The following is a 16,128-nucleotide window of genomic DNA, read 5'->3' as shown; positions in this document are numbered from 1 at the left end:
GTCCGGACAGACGCCGGTGGGGCGGCCCTCAGGCCCGCCCCACCGGCCGTGTCAGATGGGGTCACGAAGGCCAGGACGACTCGACGAAGTCGAGGGTGTCCTGCGTTGACTGGCCGGTGATCCAGTCGGTCATGCCCTTCCAGAAGGTGCCGGCTCCCACCTTGGCGGGCATCATGTCGGAACCGTCGAAGCGGAACACCGCCGCCTCGTCCTGCAGCGTCGTGGCCGACAGCTGGTCCATCGGAGAGACGAGGTTGTTGATGTCGAGGCCCTTGTTCGCCGAGACCCAGCCACCGTTCGGGGTGTCCTTCGCCTTCTCGTTGGCCCAGTCCGCGCTGGAGAGGTAGGTCTGGAACGCCTGCACTTCCGGGCGGTCGGCGAAGGCGACGACGAACTCGCCGCCGCCGAGGACCGGCTTGGCGGCGCTCGGGTCGACGGCCGGCAGGTAGAACGCCCACGCGTCGCCGTTCTCGGAGACGTCGGTGCCCTCCGGCCAGTTGGCGGCGTAGAACGACGCCTGGCGGTGCAGGTAGCACCCACCGGTCAGGATGGGCTGTCCGCCGTCCTGGAACGTGGTGGTCGCGATGGAGTTGACGTCGCCGAAGCCGCCGTTGACGTAGGCGCTGTCCTTGAGGATCGCGCCGACGGTGTCGAGAGCCTCCACGACCTGCGGGTCGTTGAACGGGATCTCGTGCGCGACCCACTGGTCGTAGACCTCCGGGGAGGCCGTGCGCATCAGCACATCCTCGAGCCAGTCGGTGCCGGGCCACCCGGTGGCGTCGCCCGATCCGAAGCCCGCGCACCAGGGCTTGGCGTCAGGGTCGTCGGCCGCGATCTGCTTGGTCAGCGCCATCAGGTCGTCCCACGTCTCCGGGATCTCGTAGCCCTTCTCCGCGAAGACCTTGGGCGAGTACCAGACGTACGACTTCACGTTCGCGCCCAGCGGGGCGGCGTAGAAGGTCCCGTCGACCGATCCGTACCCCTTCCACGCGGGGTCGAAGAACTCGTCGACGTTGGCCGCGGTCGCGTCGGGCGCCGCGACGACCTTGCCGGTGTCGTGGACCAGGGTCTGCAGCAGGCCGGGCTGCGGGACGTACGCGATGTCGGGGGCGTTGCCGCCCTTGACGCGCACGATGAGCTGGGCCTCGAACTCCTTCGAGCCCTCGTACTGCACGTCGACGCCCGTGCAGTCTTCGAAGGGCTTCCACGAGTCGATGTGCGGCTGGTCCTCGGGGGCGACGATCGACGTGTAGACGGTCACCGTCGTGCCGTTCAGATCGCCGAAGGCCTCATAGGGCGAGCAGTCGAACGAGCCGGCCTCGCCGGCACTCCCGGAGGTGGTGGCCTCGGCGGTGGTCGTGCTCGATGTCTGGGTATCTGCGCAGGCGGTCAGAAGCGCGGAAACTGCGACTCCTGAGGCCAGCAGGATCGCGGGGATTCTGCGACGTGCCACGGTGACTCCTTTGTTCCTGTGGTCGGTCTATGCACGTGACAATAGGCCGCATCGGGCCTAGTAGGAACCTGAAGGAGTCACATTATTGTAACGATGGGTATCGCGTACCACGCACGCGGCTCACTTCGTGGGAAGCGCTCTCACGCCGAAGAGGGCAGTTCCGATCCGCACGCAGGTCGCGCCCTCCTCGACGGCTGTTTCGAAATCTCCGGACATCCCCATGGACAGTTCTCCGTCGCCCACCAGTGACTCGTCAAGCCCGCGGTCCCGCAGGTCGCGCAGCCGCCGGAAACAGGCCCGGACCGCCTCGTCGTCCTCGGATCGGGCGGCCAGGGTCATGAGCCCGTTGACGCGCAGCGACGAGAACGGCCGGAGCGCCCGCAGCAGGTCGAGGGCCTCCCCCGGTGCGACGCCGGACTTGCTCGCCTCGTCGGACGTGTTGACCTGGACGAGGACGTCCATCCCACGCCCCACCGCCTGGAGGCGCCGGTCGAGGGCCGCTGCCAGCCGGAGCGAGTCGAGCGCCTGGAACTCGGTCGCGAAGTCAGCGACGTCGCGCGCCTTGTTGGTCTGCAGGTGTCCGATGACTGACCATTCCACGTCAAGGTCCGTCAGTTCGTCGCGCTTGCGGGCCGCCTCCTGCACCTTGTTCTCCCCCAGCCGGCGGCAGCCGGCCGCGACGGCCTCCCGCAAGCGGGCTGCCTCCACAGTCTTCGTCACTGGAAGCAGTCTCACGCTGGCGGGGTTCCGGCCTGCGGACCTGGCGGCCAGGTCGATGCGTTCGCGGATAGCCTTCAGCCGGGTGGCGAACCCGCTGTCAGGGGTGGAATCAACCATGAGTTCATCCTCCCACGTCGGCATCGTCCGCGGACCTGGGCTACAGTGGCGCTGCGCCGAATATCGCGCAGTGTCGGTTGTCAAATAGCTTCACCTTGTAGAGAGTGACCTCGATGAGACGCCTCAAGATCGGGTTGTGCCTTTCCCCGTCGTGGCTCCGCGGCGACACCTGGCGGCGCCCTGACTCGCGCGTCGAGGAGCTCTTCACGGCGGACTTCCATGTCGACGTCACCCGGCTGGCCGAGGCGGCCCATCTCGACTTCGTGTTCAAACCCGACGCACTGCTGCTCGACCCGCGTGCCCTGGAGGAGGGGCCCGGCCTCAGCAGCCTTGAGCCACTCGTCCTCATGGGCCTCCTTGCGGCACACACGCGGCACATCGGGCTCATCGCGTCGGTCTCCGCGGCGTACGCCCAGCCCTACACAGTTGCCCGTCAGCTGCAGTCGCTCGACCTGATCTCCGGGGGGCGGGCCGGCTGGAACGTGATGGCCTCCCTCGGTGGCGCCGACAACTACGGCAATGTCCGGCGCCCGCAGGATCCGCAGGCCAACGCGAGCGACTTCATCGAGGTCGTCGAGTCGCTGCGTCAGAGCTTCCCCGCCGAAGCCCTGAGGATGGATCGCGCGACCGGTCAGTTCGCCGACGTCCGCAGGATCCGACGTGTCTCCCAGATCGGGCGCTACGCGTCGGCCGGTCCACTGACGACGCCCGCCCGCGACGAGCGGCGCCTTCCTCTCCTGCACGCTGGGGCGGCCCCCGGCGCCGAGGGATTCGCCGCCCGGCACGCCGCCGCTGTCTTCGTGATGCAGCCCGACGCGGAGACGGGGTTGGCGCAGGTCCGGGGCCTTGACGACGCCGCGGACTCGCTGGGGCGGCCACGGCGGCCCCTCGTGCTCCCGGGACTCTCCGTATGCCTGGCCGACACCAGGGAGGCGGCGCAGGCGCTCGCCGGCCGCGCGGACCTGGTCCCACGGGCCGGGAAGGCACGGCACTGGAGCATCGTCGGCACGGTGGCCGATGCCGTCAACGCCATCGTCGAGAGGGCGCGCTCCGGCGCCATCGACGGGCTCATCGCGTTGCCCGCCGGTTCGTGGCAGTCCCTGGAGCTGTTCACCACCCAGGTTGTGCCCGCCCTGGCCGCCGTGGGGTTGTTCCGTGAGGACTACTCCGGCTCGACGCTGGCGGAGCATCTCGCCGAGTACTGATCCGCGTGCGCACACCCGTCGCTGGACTAGGGTCAGGGGCATGTCAGAGGAGAACCTGCCAGTCGATGTGATCCGCACCCCCCGCAGGGCCATCGCCGGCCCGTTGCGGCTGGGCTTCACCGTCACGGTGGGTGGCCTGATCGCGCTGGCCCTCGGCGGTGCGCTCGCCAGCCTGTCCTCGGTGCTCGTGACCGTCGGCGTGGCTCTCTTCGTCGCCATGGCACTGGAGCCGCTCGTCCAGAAGCTTCAGAAGCGCGGCGTGGGCCGCGGCCTAGGCATCGTCATCGTGTTCGTCGTGTTCGCGCTGCTGATCGTGGGCCTGCTGGCGATCGTCGTTCCGGTGGCCATCTCGCAGATCGGCGAGCTCATCGCCCAGGCTCCGGCATTCATCCGTTCGCTGGAACAGCAGGCCTGGTACGAGCGGATCGTCGACGCGACAGGGCAGGCGGACCTGTACAGCCAGCTGCTGACGCAGCTTCAGAGGTGGATCAGCGACCCCGCCAACCTGGCGGCTCTCGGAGGCGGAGCGCTCGCAATCGGGAGCAGCGTCGTCGAGGCGCTGTCCGGCGGTCTGCTGACCCTCGTCCTGACCCTGTACTTCCTTGCCTCCCTTGAGCAGGTCAAGGGGGCCGTGGTGCGGTTGAGCCCTGCCTACGTGAGGCCGCGGGTCTCCCGCGTCACAGACCAGCTGACGACCGCCGTCGGCGGCTACGTCTCCGGGATGGCCGTCCTGGCTTTCTGCAACGCGGTGGTCTGTTTCCTGATGCTCTCTGCCATCGGCGTCCCCTTCGCCGCCCTGCTCGGGGCGCTGGCGTTGGTCGTGACGATGATCCCGATGATCGGTTCTGTCATGCAGTGGATCATCGCCAGCATCGTCGCACTCTTCACGGTCGGATGGATCGCGCTCGTCTTCGTGATCGTCTACTTCGCGTACATGCAGGTCGAGGCCTACCTGATGACGCCAAGGATCATGACCAAGGCCGTGTCCGTACCTGGCGCTCTGGTGCTCATCGGAGCCCTTGTGGGTGGCGCGCTCCTCGGGCTGCTCGGCGTGCTGATCGCCGTGCCGATCACCGCGTCGATCCTCATGGTCATCAACGAGATGGTCGTCCCGGTCCAGGACGCCAAGACGACTGCTGAGCTCTGACTCGCGGAGACCATCCCGGCTGAGGGCTCGGTAGGGTCGCGGCATGGCACTTGACCTCTCCCGATCCTTCGGCCAGGCGGCCTCGTCCTATGAGGCCGGCCGACCCGACTACCCGCCGTACGCGGTCGCCTGGCTGCTGGAGCGCGTTGCCGACCGACGCTCGCTCAGGGTGGCCGACGTCGGAGCCGGGACCGGCAAGCTGGCGCGGGTCGTCGGGCAGCTGGGAGCCCAGGTAGTGGCGGTCGACCCCGACCCGGCGATGCTCGTGGCACTCAACATGGCCGTGCCGTCCGTGCCCACGTTCCTCGGCACAGCCGAGTCCCTCCCCCTCCCGGACGACTCCGTCGACGCCGTCGTCCTCGGCCAGGCCTGGCACTGGGTCGATCCGGCCGCCGCGTCGCTGGAGGTCGGCCGCGTGCTGCGCGCGGGCGGCGCGCTCGGGCTGATCTGGAACTTCCGCGATGAGAACGTCGGCTGGGTCGCCGACCTCGGTGAGATCGTCGGTCCCAGCGCCGCCGAGACGATGGACGCCGTCGGCGGCCCGCGCGTCGACGAGCCCTTCACCGGGCTCGAGGCGCGCACCTGGCGCTGGACCCGCACGGTGGACCGGGCGGGCGTCAGGGCCATGGTCCACTCGCGCAGCGGCTTCATCACGGCCACGACCGAGGAGAAGGTGCGCATCGACAGGGAGTTGTCGAGGCTGCTGGACTCCGTGAGAGCCGTCGGGGAGGCGACGGTCGAGCTGCCCTATGTCACGCGGGCCTACCGCGCGGTGCGCCCCTGAATCAGGAGCGCAGGATCTTCTCCATCGCCTTGCCCTTGGCCAGCTCGTCGACGAGCTTGTCCATGTAGCGCAGCTTGCGCATCAGCGGCTCCTCGATGTCCTGCACCCTGACGCCGCACACCACGCCGGTGATGAGGGAGGCGTTCGGGTTGAGGGTGGCCTCCTCGAAGAACTGCTCGAAGCTGGTCTCCTCGGCGACGAGCCGAGCGATGTCGTCGTCGTCGAAACCGGTCAGCCACGAGATGACCTGATGCAGTTCGGCCACCGTGCGGCCCTTCCGCTCCACCTTGTTGACGTAGTGCGGATACACCGATCCGAAAGGCATCCGGTAGACGCGCTCGTTCCTCGTGCTCGTGTCCATGGAGGCGATCGTAGCGGGGGCGGGTCACCGTCCCGCGCGCCGAAGGGCCCACCAGCAGAGCAGGGAACCGACGGCGACCAGCGCGACACCCTGCCAGAACGTGGGACTCAGCGCGGCACCGAGGATGATCGAGGCCGCCGCGGCCTGCAGGACCGGCGCGGCATACGAGGCGACGGACAGCACGTTCATGTTGCCCTTCCCGATCCCGACGTTCCAGCACGCGTACCCGGCGGCGATCACCGCCGCCCCTGCGATCAGGCTGAGCACGCCGCGCGCCGTCACGGCGTCGGGGGAGGGCGCGCCGCCGGCGAGCCACAGCACCCACAGCGCGACCGCGACCGAGCACATGAACAGCGTGATGCCGTCGTGGCCCTTGGCGAGCGGAGGCACCAGCACGCTGTAGCTGGCCCAGGCGACGGCGCCGCTCAGCGCCAGGGCGTAGGGCAACGGGTTCGTCGCGATGTTGGCGATGATGCCCACCGGGTTGAGTCCCCGTTCCCCGCCGACGACCCAGGCGACGCCCGCCGTCGCGACGACCAGGCCGGGGACCAGCGCCCACACCCCGCGGCGGCCGGGCCTGATGAGGACGGTGAGGAGGACGGTCAGCGTCGGCCACAGGTGGTTGACGATGCTGACCTCGATGGCCTGGTTCGGCCCGTGCGCGAGCCCGATCGCCAGCGACACGGCCACCTCGTAGAAGACGAACAGTCCCCCACCGATCAGCAGGTATCGACGGGGCATGGTGGACAGGGACCGGGGACGCCGCGTGACCCACAGCGCAGCCCCGGCCAGCGTGTAGAGCAGCGCCGCGCCGAGCGTCGGGCCGAAGGCGTCTGCGGCGACGCGGATGAATCCGACGTAGCCTGCCCAGATCACCAGCGCCGACAGTCCGATGAGCGTGGCGCTGCGGGAGACGGGCGGCCGGGAGTGCATGCGCACACGCTAGTGGGACCGGATTCGGCGGGCGGCACCCCAGCGGATCGGTCCGTCAGGCGGTCAGGAGACGTAGGGCGTGCCCACGGTGTGGAACGTCTCGATCGTCTTCAGTCCCCAGGCCTGGCCCTTCTTCCGTTCCGCCTCCGTCCAGGTCACGAGCGGCCAGTCGGGCGCGAGGACGAGGCGCGTGAGCGGGTTGCACAGCTCGATGCGGTTGCAGCCCGGCTCCCAGACGTAGAGGAAGAAGGTCTGCTGGATGGCGTGCTTGTGGAGCCCGGTCTCGATCTGGATGCCCGTGTCGATGGCGAGGTCACAGGCGCGCAGGAAGTCGTTCCGCTCGTCGGTGGCGAAGGCGATGTGGTGGAGGCGGCCGCGGGAACCCGTCCAGTCCTCGGTGTAGACCACGTCGTATGACTTGTTGTTGTAGCTGAGCCAGCGTGCCGCGACGCGGCCGGAGTCGAGCTGGATCTGCTCGGTGGGGCGCCCGCCGAGCAGCTTCTCGTGGAAGTCCGAGTTGGCGAGGACGTCGGCCGCGAGGAAGTTCACGTGATCGAGCCTGCGGACCCCCACCCCGCGGTTCGGCTTGGCCTGGGCCTGATTCTTCAGCGCGGGCCGCTGGGCCTCCGGGGCGGTGTACCGGGTGGTGTCGTAGTACAGGTCCAGCGGGTGTCCGTCGGGGTCCTGGGTGCAACGTCCGCCCGATGCCCGCGGTGGCGTCACCGTCGACCCACCGGCCGACCCCGCCGGCGTCGAGCACGGCGCGCGCCCGACGCTCGAGGGCGGCGGCGCTCGAGGCGCGCAGCGAGATCCGGCCGAAGCCCGGAGTGTCGCGGCCCGTCACGATCAGGCTCGTCTGCTTGTAGTCAAGGAGCGACGAGACGCGCTTGATGAAGGCGACGGGAAGCGCTGCTCAGTCGGCCATATGTCCGGCGCTTTGCAGTGGTTGCTCCGAAGGAGAAGGCGCTCTGGAGTTCTCTCCTCAAGTGGTCCACGGTGGTGTCAAGGCGTGGAAGCAACATGGGGTTCGCCGGCCAGTAGCCGGGTGAAATGCCTCTGTCGGGGTGAGGTAGCCCAGCCGGCGGCGGGGGCGGTTGTTGATCTCCCCGGCGATCGCGGTGAGGTAGGGCTGGTGATCGGGGATCTTCGTGCCCTTGGGAAGGTACTCCCGGTAGAGCCGGTTCGTGTTCTCGTTCGATGGTCGCTGCCAGGGCGAGTGGGGGTCAGCGAAGTAGACCGGCATCGCGGTCGCGAGGGTGACCTTGGCGTAGTGGGCCATCTCGCTTGCCTGGTCCCAGGCCAGCGAGGCCCGCATCATCTCAGGCAGAGCGTTGAAGTACTTGATCACGGTATCCGCAGCGTGTTCGGCGTGTTTCGAGGGCAGGGCCAGCAGTCCGGTGAAGCCGCTCATCCGCTCCACCAGCGTTGCCGCGCAGGAGGCGCCGTTTTTCCCGATGATCAGGTCCCCTTCCCAGTGGCCGGGGACCGGCGCTCGGCGGCGTCCTCGCCCCGTTCGGAGAGTGGGACCATTCCGATGATCGGCCCGCCCCGTGACCGGCCCGTGGTGCGGGGCTTCCGCGTGGTCCTCTTGGATTGCAGGAAGATGCCCTTGCGGGCGAGTTCTCCGCGGGGGATGGCGTAGATGTACTGGTAGATCGCCTCGCCGGAGACGGTCCGGCCTGCTGCGTCGGGAGAGTTGCCCATGCGCTCAACGGTCGGGTCTGCGGCTTCCAGACGCAAGTGGCCCGCGATCTCGTTCGGGGTCCACGACGGCCAGGTCCGCTTCCACGCGGGCCTGGAGCACCGGGTCGGCGGCGACCTTCCGCGCCCGGAAGCGGGAACGGCGGCGCTGCGCGGCCACGTCCGCGGTCACGGCCTGGCAGCCGCGAGTCTTGGTAGTGTTCCGGTGGATCTCCCGGAAGATCACCCAAGCGCAACTACCCAGGTGACGAGCGAGCTTCCGGACTCCCCAGCCGGCCTCCGACGCGGTCGAGATATCCGACCGATCAGAAAACGACAACGCCATCCGCACCATCCGAGCACCCCGATCGATCGCCCACGCCAGCCAGGGGGTGTTCCTACGACGCCAAGACACCGCCCACGTGGTCTCCGTGGAATGTAGGTCTGAGTAGCTCGGGGAGGAACCGGACAATGGTGGTGCCGGCAATGTCGCCTGCACCACCATTGTCTGATGTGAATCAGTTGATGGTGATTGCCTTGGACGACTTCGTGAGCTCAAGTCCAACGCTGTTGTAGCCGATATTCAGGCCTCTCCAACCGGCGCTGACCGAGACGACTGATCCACCCTGATTGGCTTCGTAGTCGAAGGCGGCCTGAACCTTCTTGGAGCCGCATCCCTTGGTGTCGTACTTCACCGTGAAAGCGCCGACGTCAGCCTGATTTGCGAACCCTGATGTGGTTGCGTTGACGTTCCAGATCGGGGAGTTGGTGCCGACACCTGCAGATCGGAGCGATGTGCGCTTGGTTGAAGCACCGGTAACGCTCTTGGTCGAGGAGGCGTGTCCAGACATGGTCCCACAGCCACTGCTGAACCGGAGCGCAGCGAAATTCAGCGGTGCCCCCTGCCCGGAGAAGCTGTCTCGCCAGTTGAAGGAGCCCGTCACAACCTTGGTCGTGCCGACCGACCCGGAGACGATGCTCACAGTGAACACGTCGTCGGGGAAGTTGCCGCGCGCCGTCGGACCTCCGGGGGTCACGGTTGTCGGGTCGAGTCCAGGTACCTCGTCCACGTAGAGAGTCTGGGTGGAAGCGGTCGACGTGCCTCCCAGTGACCGGACGAGTTCCTGGAAACCCTCGACGTCAGCCGGGTGTTCGTCCGCGTAGGCGGTGGCAGTGTCATACCGTGGAAGCAACACTGCAGGTCAATGAGAGGTTCTCCCGCGTGACGCAACGACGGCCACTGACCGCCCACGACAGGGCCGAGATCTCCACCGGTCTGAAGGCCGGCTGGGGCATCCGCCGGATCGCGGTCCACATCGATCGGGCCCCGTCCGTCATCAGCCGTGAAATCCGGCGTAACTCCACTAAGACCTGCGGCTACCGCGTGGTGAGAGCCGATGTCGAGGCCCAGCGTCGCCGCCGACGACCCCAGACCCGCAAGATCGATGCCGACCCGGTACTGCGGGCCCGGGTGATGGGCGACCTGAAACGCTCCCGAACGCCACGCCAGATCGCGGGACGGTTGCGTCTGGAGGCCTGTGACCCCACTGTGGAGACCATGGTCCACTCCACACCCGCTGATGGTGCGCAGGTCTCCCACGAAGCGATCTACCGGTTCATCTACGCCCTCCCCAAGGGCGAGCTGGCCCGCCACTCGGTGATGCTCAGATCCAAGCGCACCAGCCGTGAACCACGCTCAAAAGACGGGCGCCGGGCCCCGATCGTCGCGATGGTCTCGATCGATGACCGGCCCGCCGACGTCACCGAACGAAGGATCCCCGGTGCATGGGAGGGAGACCTGATCATCGGGGCCCACGGCAAATCAGCAGCAGCCACGCTGGTGGAACGAGTCACCCGTTTCACTATCATCTGCGGCCTCCCCGAGGGGAAGAAAGCCGTCGCGGTGGCCGACACCCTGGCCGAGCGGATGTGGCCCTTCCCCGAGGTACTGCGGACCTCGCTGACCTGGGACCAAGGATCCGAGATGGCCGAACATGCCCGGTTGACCGCTGCCGTGAACCTGCCGGTCTACTTCGCCCATTCCCGCTCGCCATGGGAACGGGGCACCAACGAAAACACCAACGGACTGATCCGGGAGTACCTACCCAAGGGCACCTACATCACCAGCAACCAGGCCTACCTCGACGCGATCGCCGATGAGCTCAACGACCGCCCCCGAGCATCACTGGGGTTCTACACCCCGAGGGAGAAGTTCGAGGCCCTCCTCGCAGCCGATGTTGCTTCGACGAGTTGACACCGCCGGTGACCTGTGCGATGAATTCCTTCTCGCTAACTGTATCTGACGCGAATGCTCCGGTCGGGACGAGGAGCGCGCATGCGCTGAGAGCCGCAGTGGATGCTGCAAGCGCTCGCTGAATGTGTCTATTCAAGAAAATCTCCTAGAAACTCAGACCTCCGCGTTGAGGTGTTCGCCATACCCGCAGTGGGAATCTGGCGGCGGCAACGGGTGGTATCTGCCTGGCATGCCCGCGGGGTGGGCGTCTGAAAGTCGTCTGCTCCGAACGAGTTCCGTGGTGGCGTCGTGCGCGGCGATGGGCCGCGATCCCAGTGTATTTGTCAAGAAGTCCGCAATATACTATATTGTTCAACCCGTCACCCTGTGGAGGTGGAGGGATCGCACATTCACGATATGGGCACTGGGTCTGGCCGGCCCTGCGCAGACGGCACTGAACTGTGCGAAGCTGGCAGATGAATCCGTCGGGGGGAAGGTGAAGACAGAGGCTCTTCGGCGCATACCGGGATGCCTGTGGCCGGGGACCCTGCAGGGAAAGCGACCCCGACTGTCTGTGACGCAGCCTGCTGCCACTGGTATCCCAGCGGCAGTGCGGTATCGAGCACTCGAGTCCGCCAATCTGCTCTACTGCCGGCGGCCGGCGAACCCCAGACACCACGAACGAGGTTGGCAGCCCAGCCTCTTGACCGCCGCGACGCTGGGTCCCAAGAGGGCAACGCGACGCGGAGAAGCGTGCCGTTCGCGCGGCGCTACCGGGGGACGTCGTTGGTGGTCGCCCCCGGAGCGATGTCCGCAGTGCTCGCGGCGTCGCGGATCCCACCGGCGACAGCCCTTCGAACCACCCAGTAGAGGACGTAGAAGGCGACAGCGGCCGTGACGACAGTGAAGACGATGCTTGTGAGCGGGTCCATGCTCCCAATCTCCCACATGTATCTCTCGGACGGCCACAGCCTGCTCCGTGGGGAGCCCCTTTGTATGCTGCGAAACCTTGCGGGCAGCGCCGGTGTCCACAACTCAGAAGAGAACCGACGGCATGAACGAGAAAGAGACTGCCCCGGCAGCGACTCGATGGTCGAAGTACCCGCGAGACCCACCCGCTCAACCAGCAACCAAGACGAGCCGCCAGCCGGTCGTCGGTTCGGTGTTCGCCTCCAACCTGGCCGGGCTCCTCGCGGAGCGCATGCCCGCGGAGGCCGCGGCGAGCGTCGGAGACACGAGCAGCTTCACGCCCGAGCTGGTCCACTCCCTGCCGGACGCGGTGCAGAGCATCATCGTCGGCGCCTACAACGACGCCCTGACCCCCGTCTACCTGTGGCTGGCCCCGCTGGCGGCCGTTGCGGTCGTGGTGCTGGTGTTCATCCGCCCGAAGCCGCTCGCCACCTCCATCGACCGCGCGGTCAAGGATGCCAGGAAGCTGAAGGAAGCCGCCTGAGCCGTCGGCTCACCCGCCGGCCGGGGTGGCCCTCAGGCCGGCGGCGAGGTCGGTGATCAGCGAGCTGAGCCGCTCGACCTGGTCGACCGGCCAGTCGCCGAGCCCGCCGGCCATCATGTGCTCGTAGCTGACCCGCACAGCGTCGAGTCGGCGGGTGGCCTCTGGCGTGACGACGAGGCGCCGCACCCTCCGGTCCGCCTGGTCGACCACGCGGTCGACCAGGCCGAGACGCACGAGGTCGCTCACGTGCCGGCTGCACAGCCCCTTGTCGAGGCGCAGCCGCTCCGCGACGGCCGAGACCGTCGTCGGGCCCATCCGGTCGACCATGATGAGTGCCCGGAACGTCCCGACGGCCATACCGGGGCTGATCAGCTCCGCGGCGTGCGCGTAGAAGCGCCGGAACTCGGACATGAGGTCAAGGAGCGCGCCCTCGAGCTCCTTGACCGCCACGTCACGGTCGGTTGGGTGCGGGTTCATCTACCCATTGTCCACCGCGACCGCCGACTCCTCGGCGCGCTGACTGGTGGTCATCCGGGTCAGCGGCGCGTTCGGGAGGAAGGCGATCGCGAGGATGCTGAGCACCGCGAACGGCACGGCCAGCTGGAACGCGTGCGAGATGCCTTGCGCGTAGACGTCCTCGAAGATGACCCGGATCGGCTCCGGCATCTCGGAGACCTTGGGCACCGAGGTCGACTGGAGCTGCTGGCCCCAGTAGGCGGCCTTGTCGCCGAGGCTGGCGACCGCCTGCATGAGCTCGCCCTTGCGCTGGGTGAGCTGCTCGGTCACATGGGACGCCAGGCCGGCGCCCATCACCGTGACGCCGATGGTGCCGCCGAGACTGCGGAAGAACGTCACGCCCGAGCTGGCGACGCCGATCTGGGAGGGCAGGGCCCGGTTCTGGACGACCAGCACGAGGTTCTGCATCGTCATCCCGACGCCTGCGCCGAGCAGGAACATGTACACGGACACGAGCGCGAAGTTCGTGTCGTAGTGGATGGTCGACAGCAGGGCCGCGCCGGCCGTCAGCAGCACGCTGCCGACGACGAGATAGGGCTTCCAGATGCCATGCCTGGAGATGAGCCCGCCGACGACGATCGACGTGATGAGCAGGCCGGCGATCATCGGGATGGTCATCAGGCCGGCCTCGGTGGGGGTCGCGCCGCGGGAGAGCTGCATGTACTGGCTGAGGAAGACCGAGGCGCCGAACATGGCGATGCCGGTCGCGATCGACGCGATGACGGCGAGCGTGAAGGTCGCGTCGCTGAACAGCGTGAGCGGGATCAGCGGTTCGCTGGAGCGCAGCTCGACGATGACGAACGCGACGGCGCAGATCACCGCGCCCCCGACCATCCAGAGCGTCGTGGTGCTCCACCAGTCGTAGGAGTCGCCGGCGTAGGTGATCCAGATCAGCACGAGCGACACGGCCACCGCGAGAAGGACGATGCCGAGGTAGTCGATGCTCGCCTTCCCCGGGCGGCGCGGCGGGGTGTGCAGGGTGAGCTGCACGATCACGAGCGCGAGGATCGCGACGGGCAGGGCGACGAAGAAGTTCCAGCGCCAGCCGATGGAGTCGGTGATCAGGCCGCCGAGCAGCGGACCGCCGATGGTGGACACGGCCATGACGGCCCCGAACAGGCCCATGTAGCGGCCCCGCTCCCTGGGGCTGAGGATGTCGGCCATCAGGACCTGGCTGACGGCGGCGAGGCCGCCGGCTCCGATTCCCTGGATCGCGCGCATGGCGATGAGCATGGCGGCGCTCTGGGAGAAGCCGGCTGCGGCGGTGGCAAGCACGAAGATCACGATGGCCAGCTGATAGAGCAGCTTGCGGTTGGTGAGGTCGGCGAGCTTGCCCCAGATGGGCGTCGAGATTGCTGTGGTCAGGAGCGTGGCGGTGACCACCCAGGTGTAGGAGTTCTGGTCTCCCTCGAGGTCGTGCACGATCACCGGAAGGGACGTCGAGACGACCGTGGAGGCGAGCATGGACACGAACATCCCGAGGATGAGTCCGGCCAGCGCCTCCAGGACGCGACGATGTTCCACCGGAGTCTGGTTGAGGTCGCTCGAGGGCGCAGTGGTATCAGCTGACATGCAGGAAGGGGGTCCTTCGGTGAGAATGGGCGCGGTTGGCGTCACAGAAGAAATTGACCGGTCAATAGTTGACCGGCGTCAACCATATGCTCCGCAGCGGTCCAGCGCAACACGACTGCCCTGCCCCGGCCGTCAGGGCCTCAGACCAGGTCTGCCCCGTGACATCAGGCCCCGGTGACGCCCTCGCGGAGGCGACTCAGGACATCGGGGCCGCCGACCCTCTCGATGACGTCCGGGTCGCCGACGACGATCAGCTTGTCCGTGGCGCGGGACAGGCCTACGTAGAGGCGCTCCCGGCTGCGCTCGCGACTGCCGTGCTCGTTGAGGCAGAGGACGACGGCGCGTCGTTCCATGCCCTTGAACCCGAGGACGTGCCCGTAGAACACGTCCTCCTCGGACCAGAAGTCCTCCCAGTAGGCCGCGAACCCGACCGCCTCCTGCTGCTCCTTCTGCACCGGGTGCCTGGCGCCGGTCGTCAGCAGGGCGATGTCCCCTGGTCGCCAGCCCTCGTCCATGAGGCGCTCGACCTGGTCATCCGCGGCATCCAGCGCGTCGGCGACGTCCACCTCGACGAACTCGACCTCCGGCCCTTCTCCGCCCCGCAACACCATCGACGTCGGGGCGAGCGAGGCGAAGCTCTGCGCGATCTGGCGGGTGTTGCGCAGGTTGTGGTCGAGAACCAGCGGCACCAGCGCCACCGACGGGCGCCCGAAGCGGGCGAAGACCCTCTGCCTCTCGTCGCTGTAGGCGAAGATCCCGCCCGTCTCCTCGTCGCGGAGCGCGGCCAGCAGCGGCGTCCACCAGTCCTCCGCGAAGTCCTGCGCCTCGTCGATGATGAAGGCATCGAACTTCTGGCCGTCGGCCAGGGTCATTGCGCGCTCGGCCATCAGGCGCGGCAGCGTGTCCTCCCAGAACTCGGAGTCGTCGCGCGATCCGGTGATCTCGATGCCCCACTTCCGTGCAAGGTCCTCGAAGGTGCCGACGAAGGCCGGCCGCTTGCTCCTGGAACCCACCTCCAGGTTCCGCTTGAGATGATGAGCGAGCCCGTAGCTGTAGCAGACCACCGCGACCCGCTGCCGTTTGTCGGTCAGCACGCCCCCGGCCAGGTCGGCCGCCTGGCGGATGGCGAGCACCGTCTTCCCGCTGCCGGCGGCGCCGCGTATCTCCATCCGGTTGAGCAGTCGCGTCACCTTCAGCAGGCTGGCCTGCTCCATGGTGAGCCGGTCGGCGAGATCGGCGCGGTCCTCGGCGATCGACGACTCGACCCTGGTGGGTAGGTGCCGACCCCGGAGAATCTCCTGGATCAGCTCGACGTCGTCCTGCGTCGGTGGGCGCGCGTCCGTGCGGTGCAGGGAGGTCGTGTCCCAGATCCGCTCTCCCAGGTTCTCGAGGTCCCCCTGTCCGGAGACCTGCCAGCGGGGGCAGTCCGGTGTGGCGAAGTTCGAGTCCAGCTCGGTGCGCGCCAGGACGACGTGGTGGCTCCACCTGATTCGCGTGCGCGACCCCCAGCGGGGATCACGCTCGACGTAGTTGCGCATCGCGTAGGTCGCGTCGCGGGCCTGGTCGACGGGGTGGATGCGCTCCTCCCCGCCTTCCCGGGCGATCATCCAGCCGCCGTCGGCGTCGGTCCAGACGTGGCTGCCCTTCACCTCGATCACGACGATGCCGGAGTCGGGCATGAGCGCGACGAGGTCGGACTCGTGGTCCTTGTGCTGGTCGCTGAGGCGGTAGTTCGCCAGCAGCACGCAGTCAGGTCCGAGCTGCTTCCGCAGCTTCTTCCACACCTCCTTCTCGGAGGTCGTGGTGAACGCGGGCTGCTCGGGGACGCAGGTCGCCATGCGGGTCTCCTCGGGGACGATCGGCCGTCGATCGGATCTGGCAAGGAGCGTATCGGGCCTGACGTGGGTCGGAGCCGGTTCCCAGGTCCCGATCCGACCAGGCGACCTGTGCTGGC

Annotated in this window: 18 protein-coding genes; 5 read left to right on the top strand and 13 right to left on the bottom strand. The window is 67.9% G+C overall.

From position 1 onward, the window contains the following. Positions 1–61: 61 nt before the first annotated feature. Both KDB89_RS07390 and KDB89_RS07385 read right to left on the bottom strand, forming a co-directional pair. Positions 62–1,453 (bottom strand): ABC transporter substrate-binding protein, encoded by a 1,392-nt coding sequence (locus KDB89_RS07390; protein ID WP_255555830.1) that lies wholly within the window; start codon positions 1,451–1,453, stop codon positions 62–64. 120 nt (positions 1,454–1,573) lie between these two features. Beyond that, complete coding sequence (locus KDB89_RS07385; protein WP_219079758.1) at positions 1,574–2,290, bottom strand: YggS family pyridoxal phosphate-dependent enzyme; 717 nt, start codon at positions 2,288–2,290, stop codon at positions 1,574–1,576. Between the two features lie 113 nt (positions 2,291–2,403). On the opposite strand from KDB89_RS07385, the gene KDB89_RS07380 reads away from it, so the two are divergent. From KDB89_RS07380 to KDB89_RS07370, 3 genes are read left to right on the top strand one after another with little or no spacing between them, the layout of a single operon-like run. Then, the gene (locus tag KDB89_RS07380) at positions 2,404–3,495 is read left to right on the top strand and encodes an LLM class flavin-dependent oxidoreductase (RefSeq protein WP_219079756.1); all 1,092 of its coding nucleotides are present in this window, start codon (positions 2,404–2,406) and stop codon (positions 3,493–3,495) included. 40 nt (positions 3,496–3,535) lie between these two features. Beyond that, positions 3,536–4,642, top strand: a complete 1,107-nt coding sequence (locus KDB89_RS07375) for an AI-2E family transporter (RefSeq protein WP_219079754.1) — start codon at positions 3,536–3,538, stop codon at positions 4,640–4,642. A 43-nt stretch (positions 4,643–4,685) separates the two neighbouring features. Next, on the top strand, positions 4,686–5,426 hold the full coding sequence (locus KDB89_RS07370) for a class I SAM-dependent methyltransferase (RefSeq protein WP_219079752.1): 741 nt from the start codon (positions 4,686–4,688) through the stop codon (positions 5,424–5,426). A gap of 1 nt (position 5,427) precedes the next feature. Here KDB89_RS07370 and KDB89_RS07365 read toward each other — a convergent pair whose 3' ends face one another. The 7 genes from KDB89_RS07365 to KDB89_RS07345 all read right to left on the bottom strand — a co-directional run bounded on the left by KDB89_RS07365 (position 5,428) and on the right by KDB89_RS07345 (position 9,470). Then, positions 5,428–5,787, bottom strand: coding sequence for a DUF2200 domain-containing protein (locus KDB89_RS07365; protein WP_219079750.1), 360 nt, complete (start codon positions 5,785–5,787; stop codon positions 5,428–5,430). Positions 5,788–5,811: 24 nt separating this feature from the next. Then, positions 5,812–6,720: an aromatic amino acid DMT transporter YddG gene (gene yddG / locus KDB89_RS07360; protein WP_219079748.1), complete on the bottom strand. Its 909-nt coding sequence runs from the start codon at positions 6,718–6,720 to the stop codon at positions 5,812–5,814. 63 nt (positions 6,721–6,783) lie between these two features. Further along, complete coding sequence (locus tag KDB89_RS07355) at positions 6,784–7,443, bottom strand: VOC family protein (RefSeq protein WP_219079747.1); 660 nt, start codon at positions 7,441–7,443, stop codon at positions 6,784–6,786. 259 nt (positions 7,444–7,702) lie between these two features. Beyond that, a complete protein-coding gene (locus KDB89_RS14625) occupies positions 7,703–8,176 on the bottom strand; it encodes an IS30 family transposase (protein WP_255556422.1) in 474 nt (157 codons plus the stop codon). 2 nt (positions 8,177–8,178) lie between these two features. Beyond that, a complete protein-coding gene (locus KDB89_RS14620) occupies positions 8,179–8,424 on the bottom strand; it encodes a hypothetical protein (protein WP_255555829.1) in 246 nt (81 codons plus the stop codon). A 4-nt stretch (positions 8,425–8,428) separates the two neighbouring features. Further along, positions 8,429–8,746, bottom strand: coding sequence for a helix-turn-helix domain-containing protein (locus KDB89_RS14615; RefSeq protein WP_255555828.1), 318 nt, complete (start codon positions 8,744–8,746; stop codon positions 8,429–8,431). A gap of 172 nt (positions 8,747–8,918) precedes the next feature. Next, positions 8,919–9,470 carry a hypothetical protein gene (locus KDB89_RS07345; RefSeq protein ID WP_219079746.1) on the bottom strand — a complete coding sequence of 184 codons (552 nt, stop codon included), beginning with the start codon at positions 9,468–9,470 and terminating at the stop codon, positions 8,919–8,921. A gap of 113 nt (positions 9,471–9,583) precedes the next feature. Between KDB89_RS07345 and KDB89_RS07340 the strand changes: the two genes are divergently transcribed. Continuing rightward, on the top strand, positions 9,584–10,654 hold the full coding sequence (locus KDB89_RS07340) for an IS30 family transposase (RefSeq protein WP_255555827.1): 1,071 nt from the start codon (positions 9,584–9,586) through the stop codon (positions 10,652–10,654). A gap of 749 nt (positions 10,655–11,403) precedes the next feature. Here KDB89_RS07340 and KDB89_RS07335 read toward each other — a convergent pair. Further along, a complete protein-coding gene (locus KDB89_RS07335) occupies positions 11,404–11,565 on the bottom strand; it encodes a hypothetical protein (RefSeq protein ID WP_219079745.1) in 162 nt (53 codons plus the stop codon). Positions 11,566–11,687: 122 nt separating this feature from the next. On the opposite strand from KDB89_RS07335, the gene KDB89_RS07330 reads away from it, so the two are divergent. Then, the gene (locus KDB89_RS07330; protein WP_219079744.1) at positions 11,688–12,086 is read left to right on the top strand and encodes a hypothetical protein; all 399 of its coding nucleotides are present in this window, start codon (positions 11,688–11,690) and stop codon (positions 12,084–12,086) included. Positions 12,087–12,095: 9 nt separating this feature from the next. Here the strand turns inward: KDB89_RS07330 and KDB89_RS07325 are convergent, their stop codons facing one another. The 3 genes from KDB89_RS07325 to KDB89_RS07315 all read right to left on the bottom strand — a co-directional run bounded on the left by KDB89_RS07325 (position 12,096) and on the right by KDB89_RS07315 (position 16,012). Then, positions 12,096–12,563 carry a MarR family winged helix-turn-helix transcriptional regulator gene (locus KDB89_RS07325; RefSeq protein WP_219079742.1) on the bottom strand — a complete coding sequence of 156 codons (468 nt, stop codon included), beginning with the start codon at positions 12,561–12,563 and terminating at the stop codon, positions 12,096–12,098. Continuing rightward, positions 12,564–14,174 (bottom strand): MDR family MFS transporter, encoded by a 1,611-nt coding sequence (locus KDB89_RS07320; protein ID WP_219079740.1) that lies wholly within the window; start codon positions 14,172–14,174, stop codon positions 12,564–12,566. It abuts the gene before it with no gap. A gap of 164 nt (positions 14,175–14,338) precedes the next feature. After that, on the bottom strand, positions 14,339–16,012 hold the full coding sequence (locus KDB89_RS07315; protein ID WP_219079738.1) for a nuclease-related domain-containing DEAD/DEAH box helicase: 1,674 nt from the start codon (positions 16,010–16,012) through the stop codon (positions 14,339–14,341). Positions 16,013–16,128 lie beyond the last annotated feature (116 nt).

It is taken from the genome of Tessaracoccus palaemonis, from assembly GCF_019316905.1.
Lineage (GTDB): Bacteria > Actinomycetota > Actinomycetes > Propionibacteriales > Propionibacteriaceae > Arachnia > Arachnia palaemonis.
The sequence above is the reverse complement of the archived record's forward strand: the minus strand, read 5'-3'. Positions and strand labels throughout refer to the sequence as shown.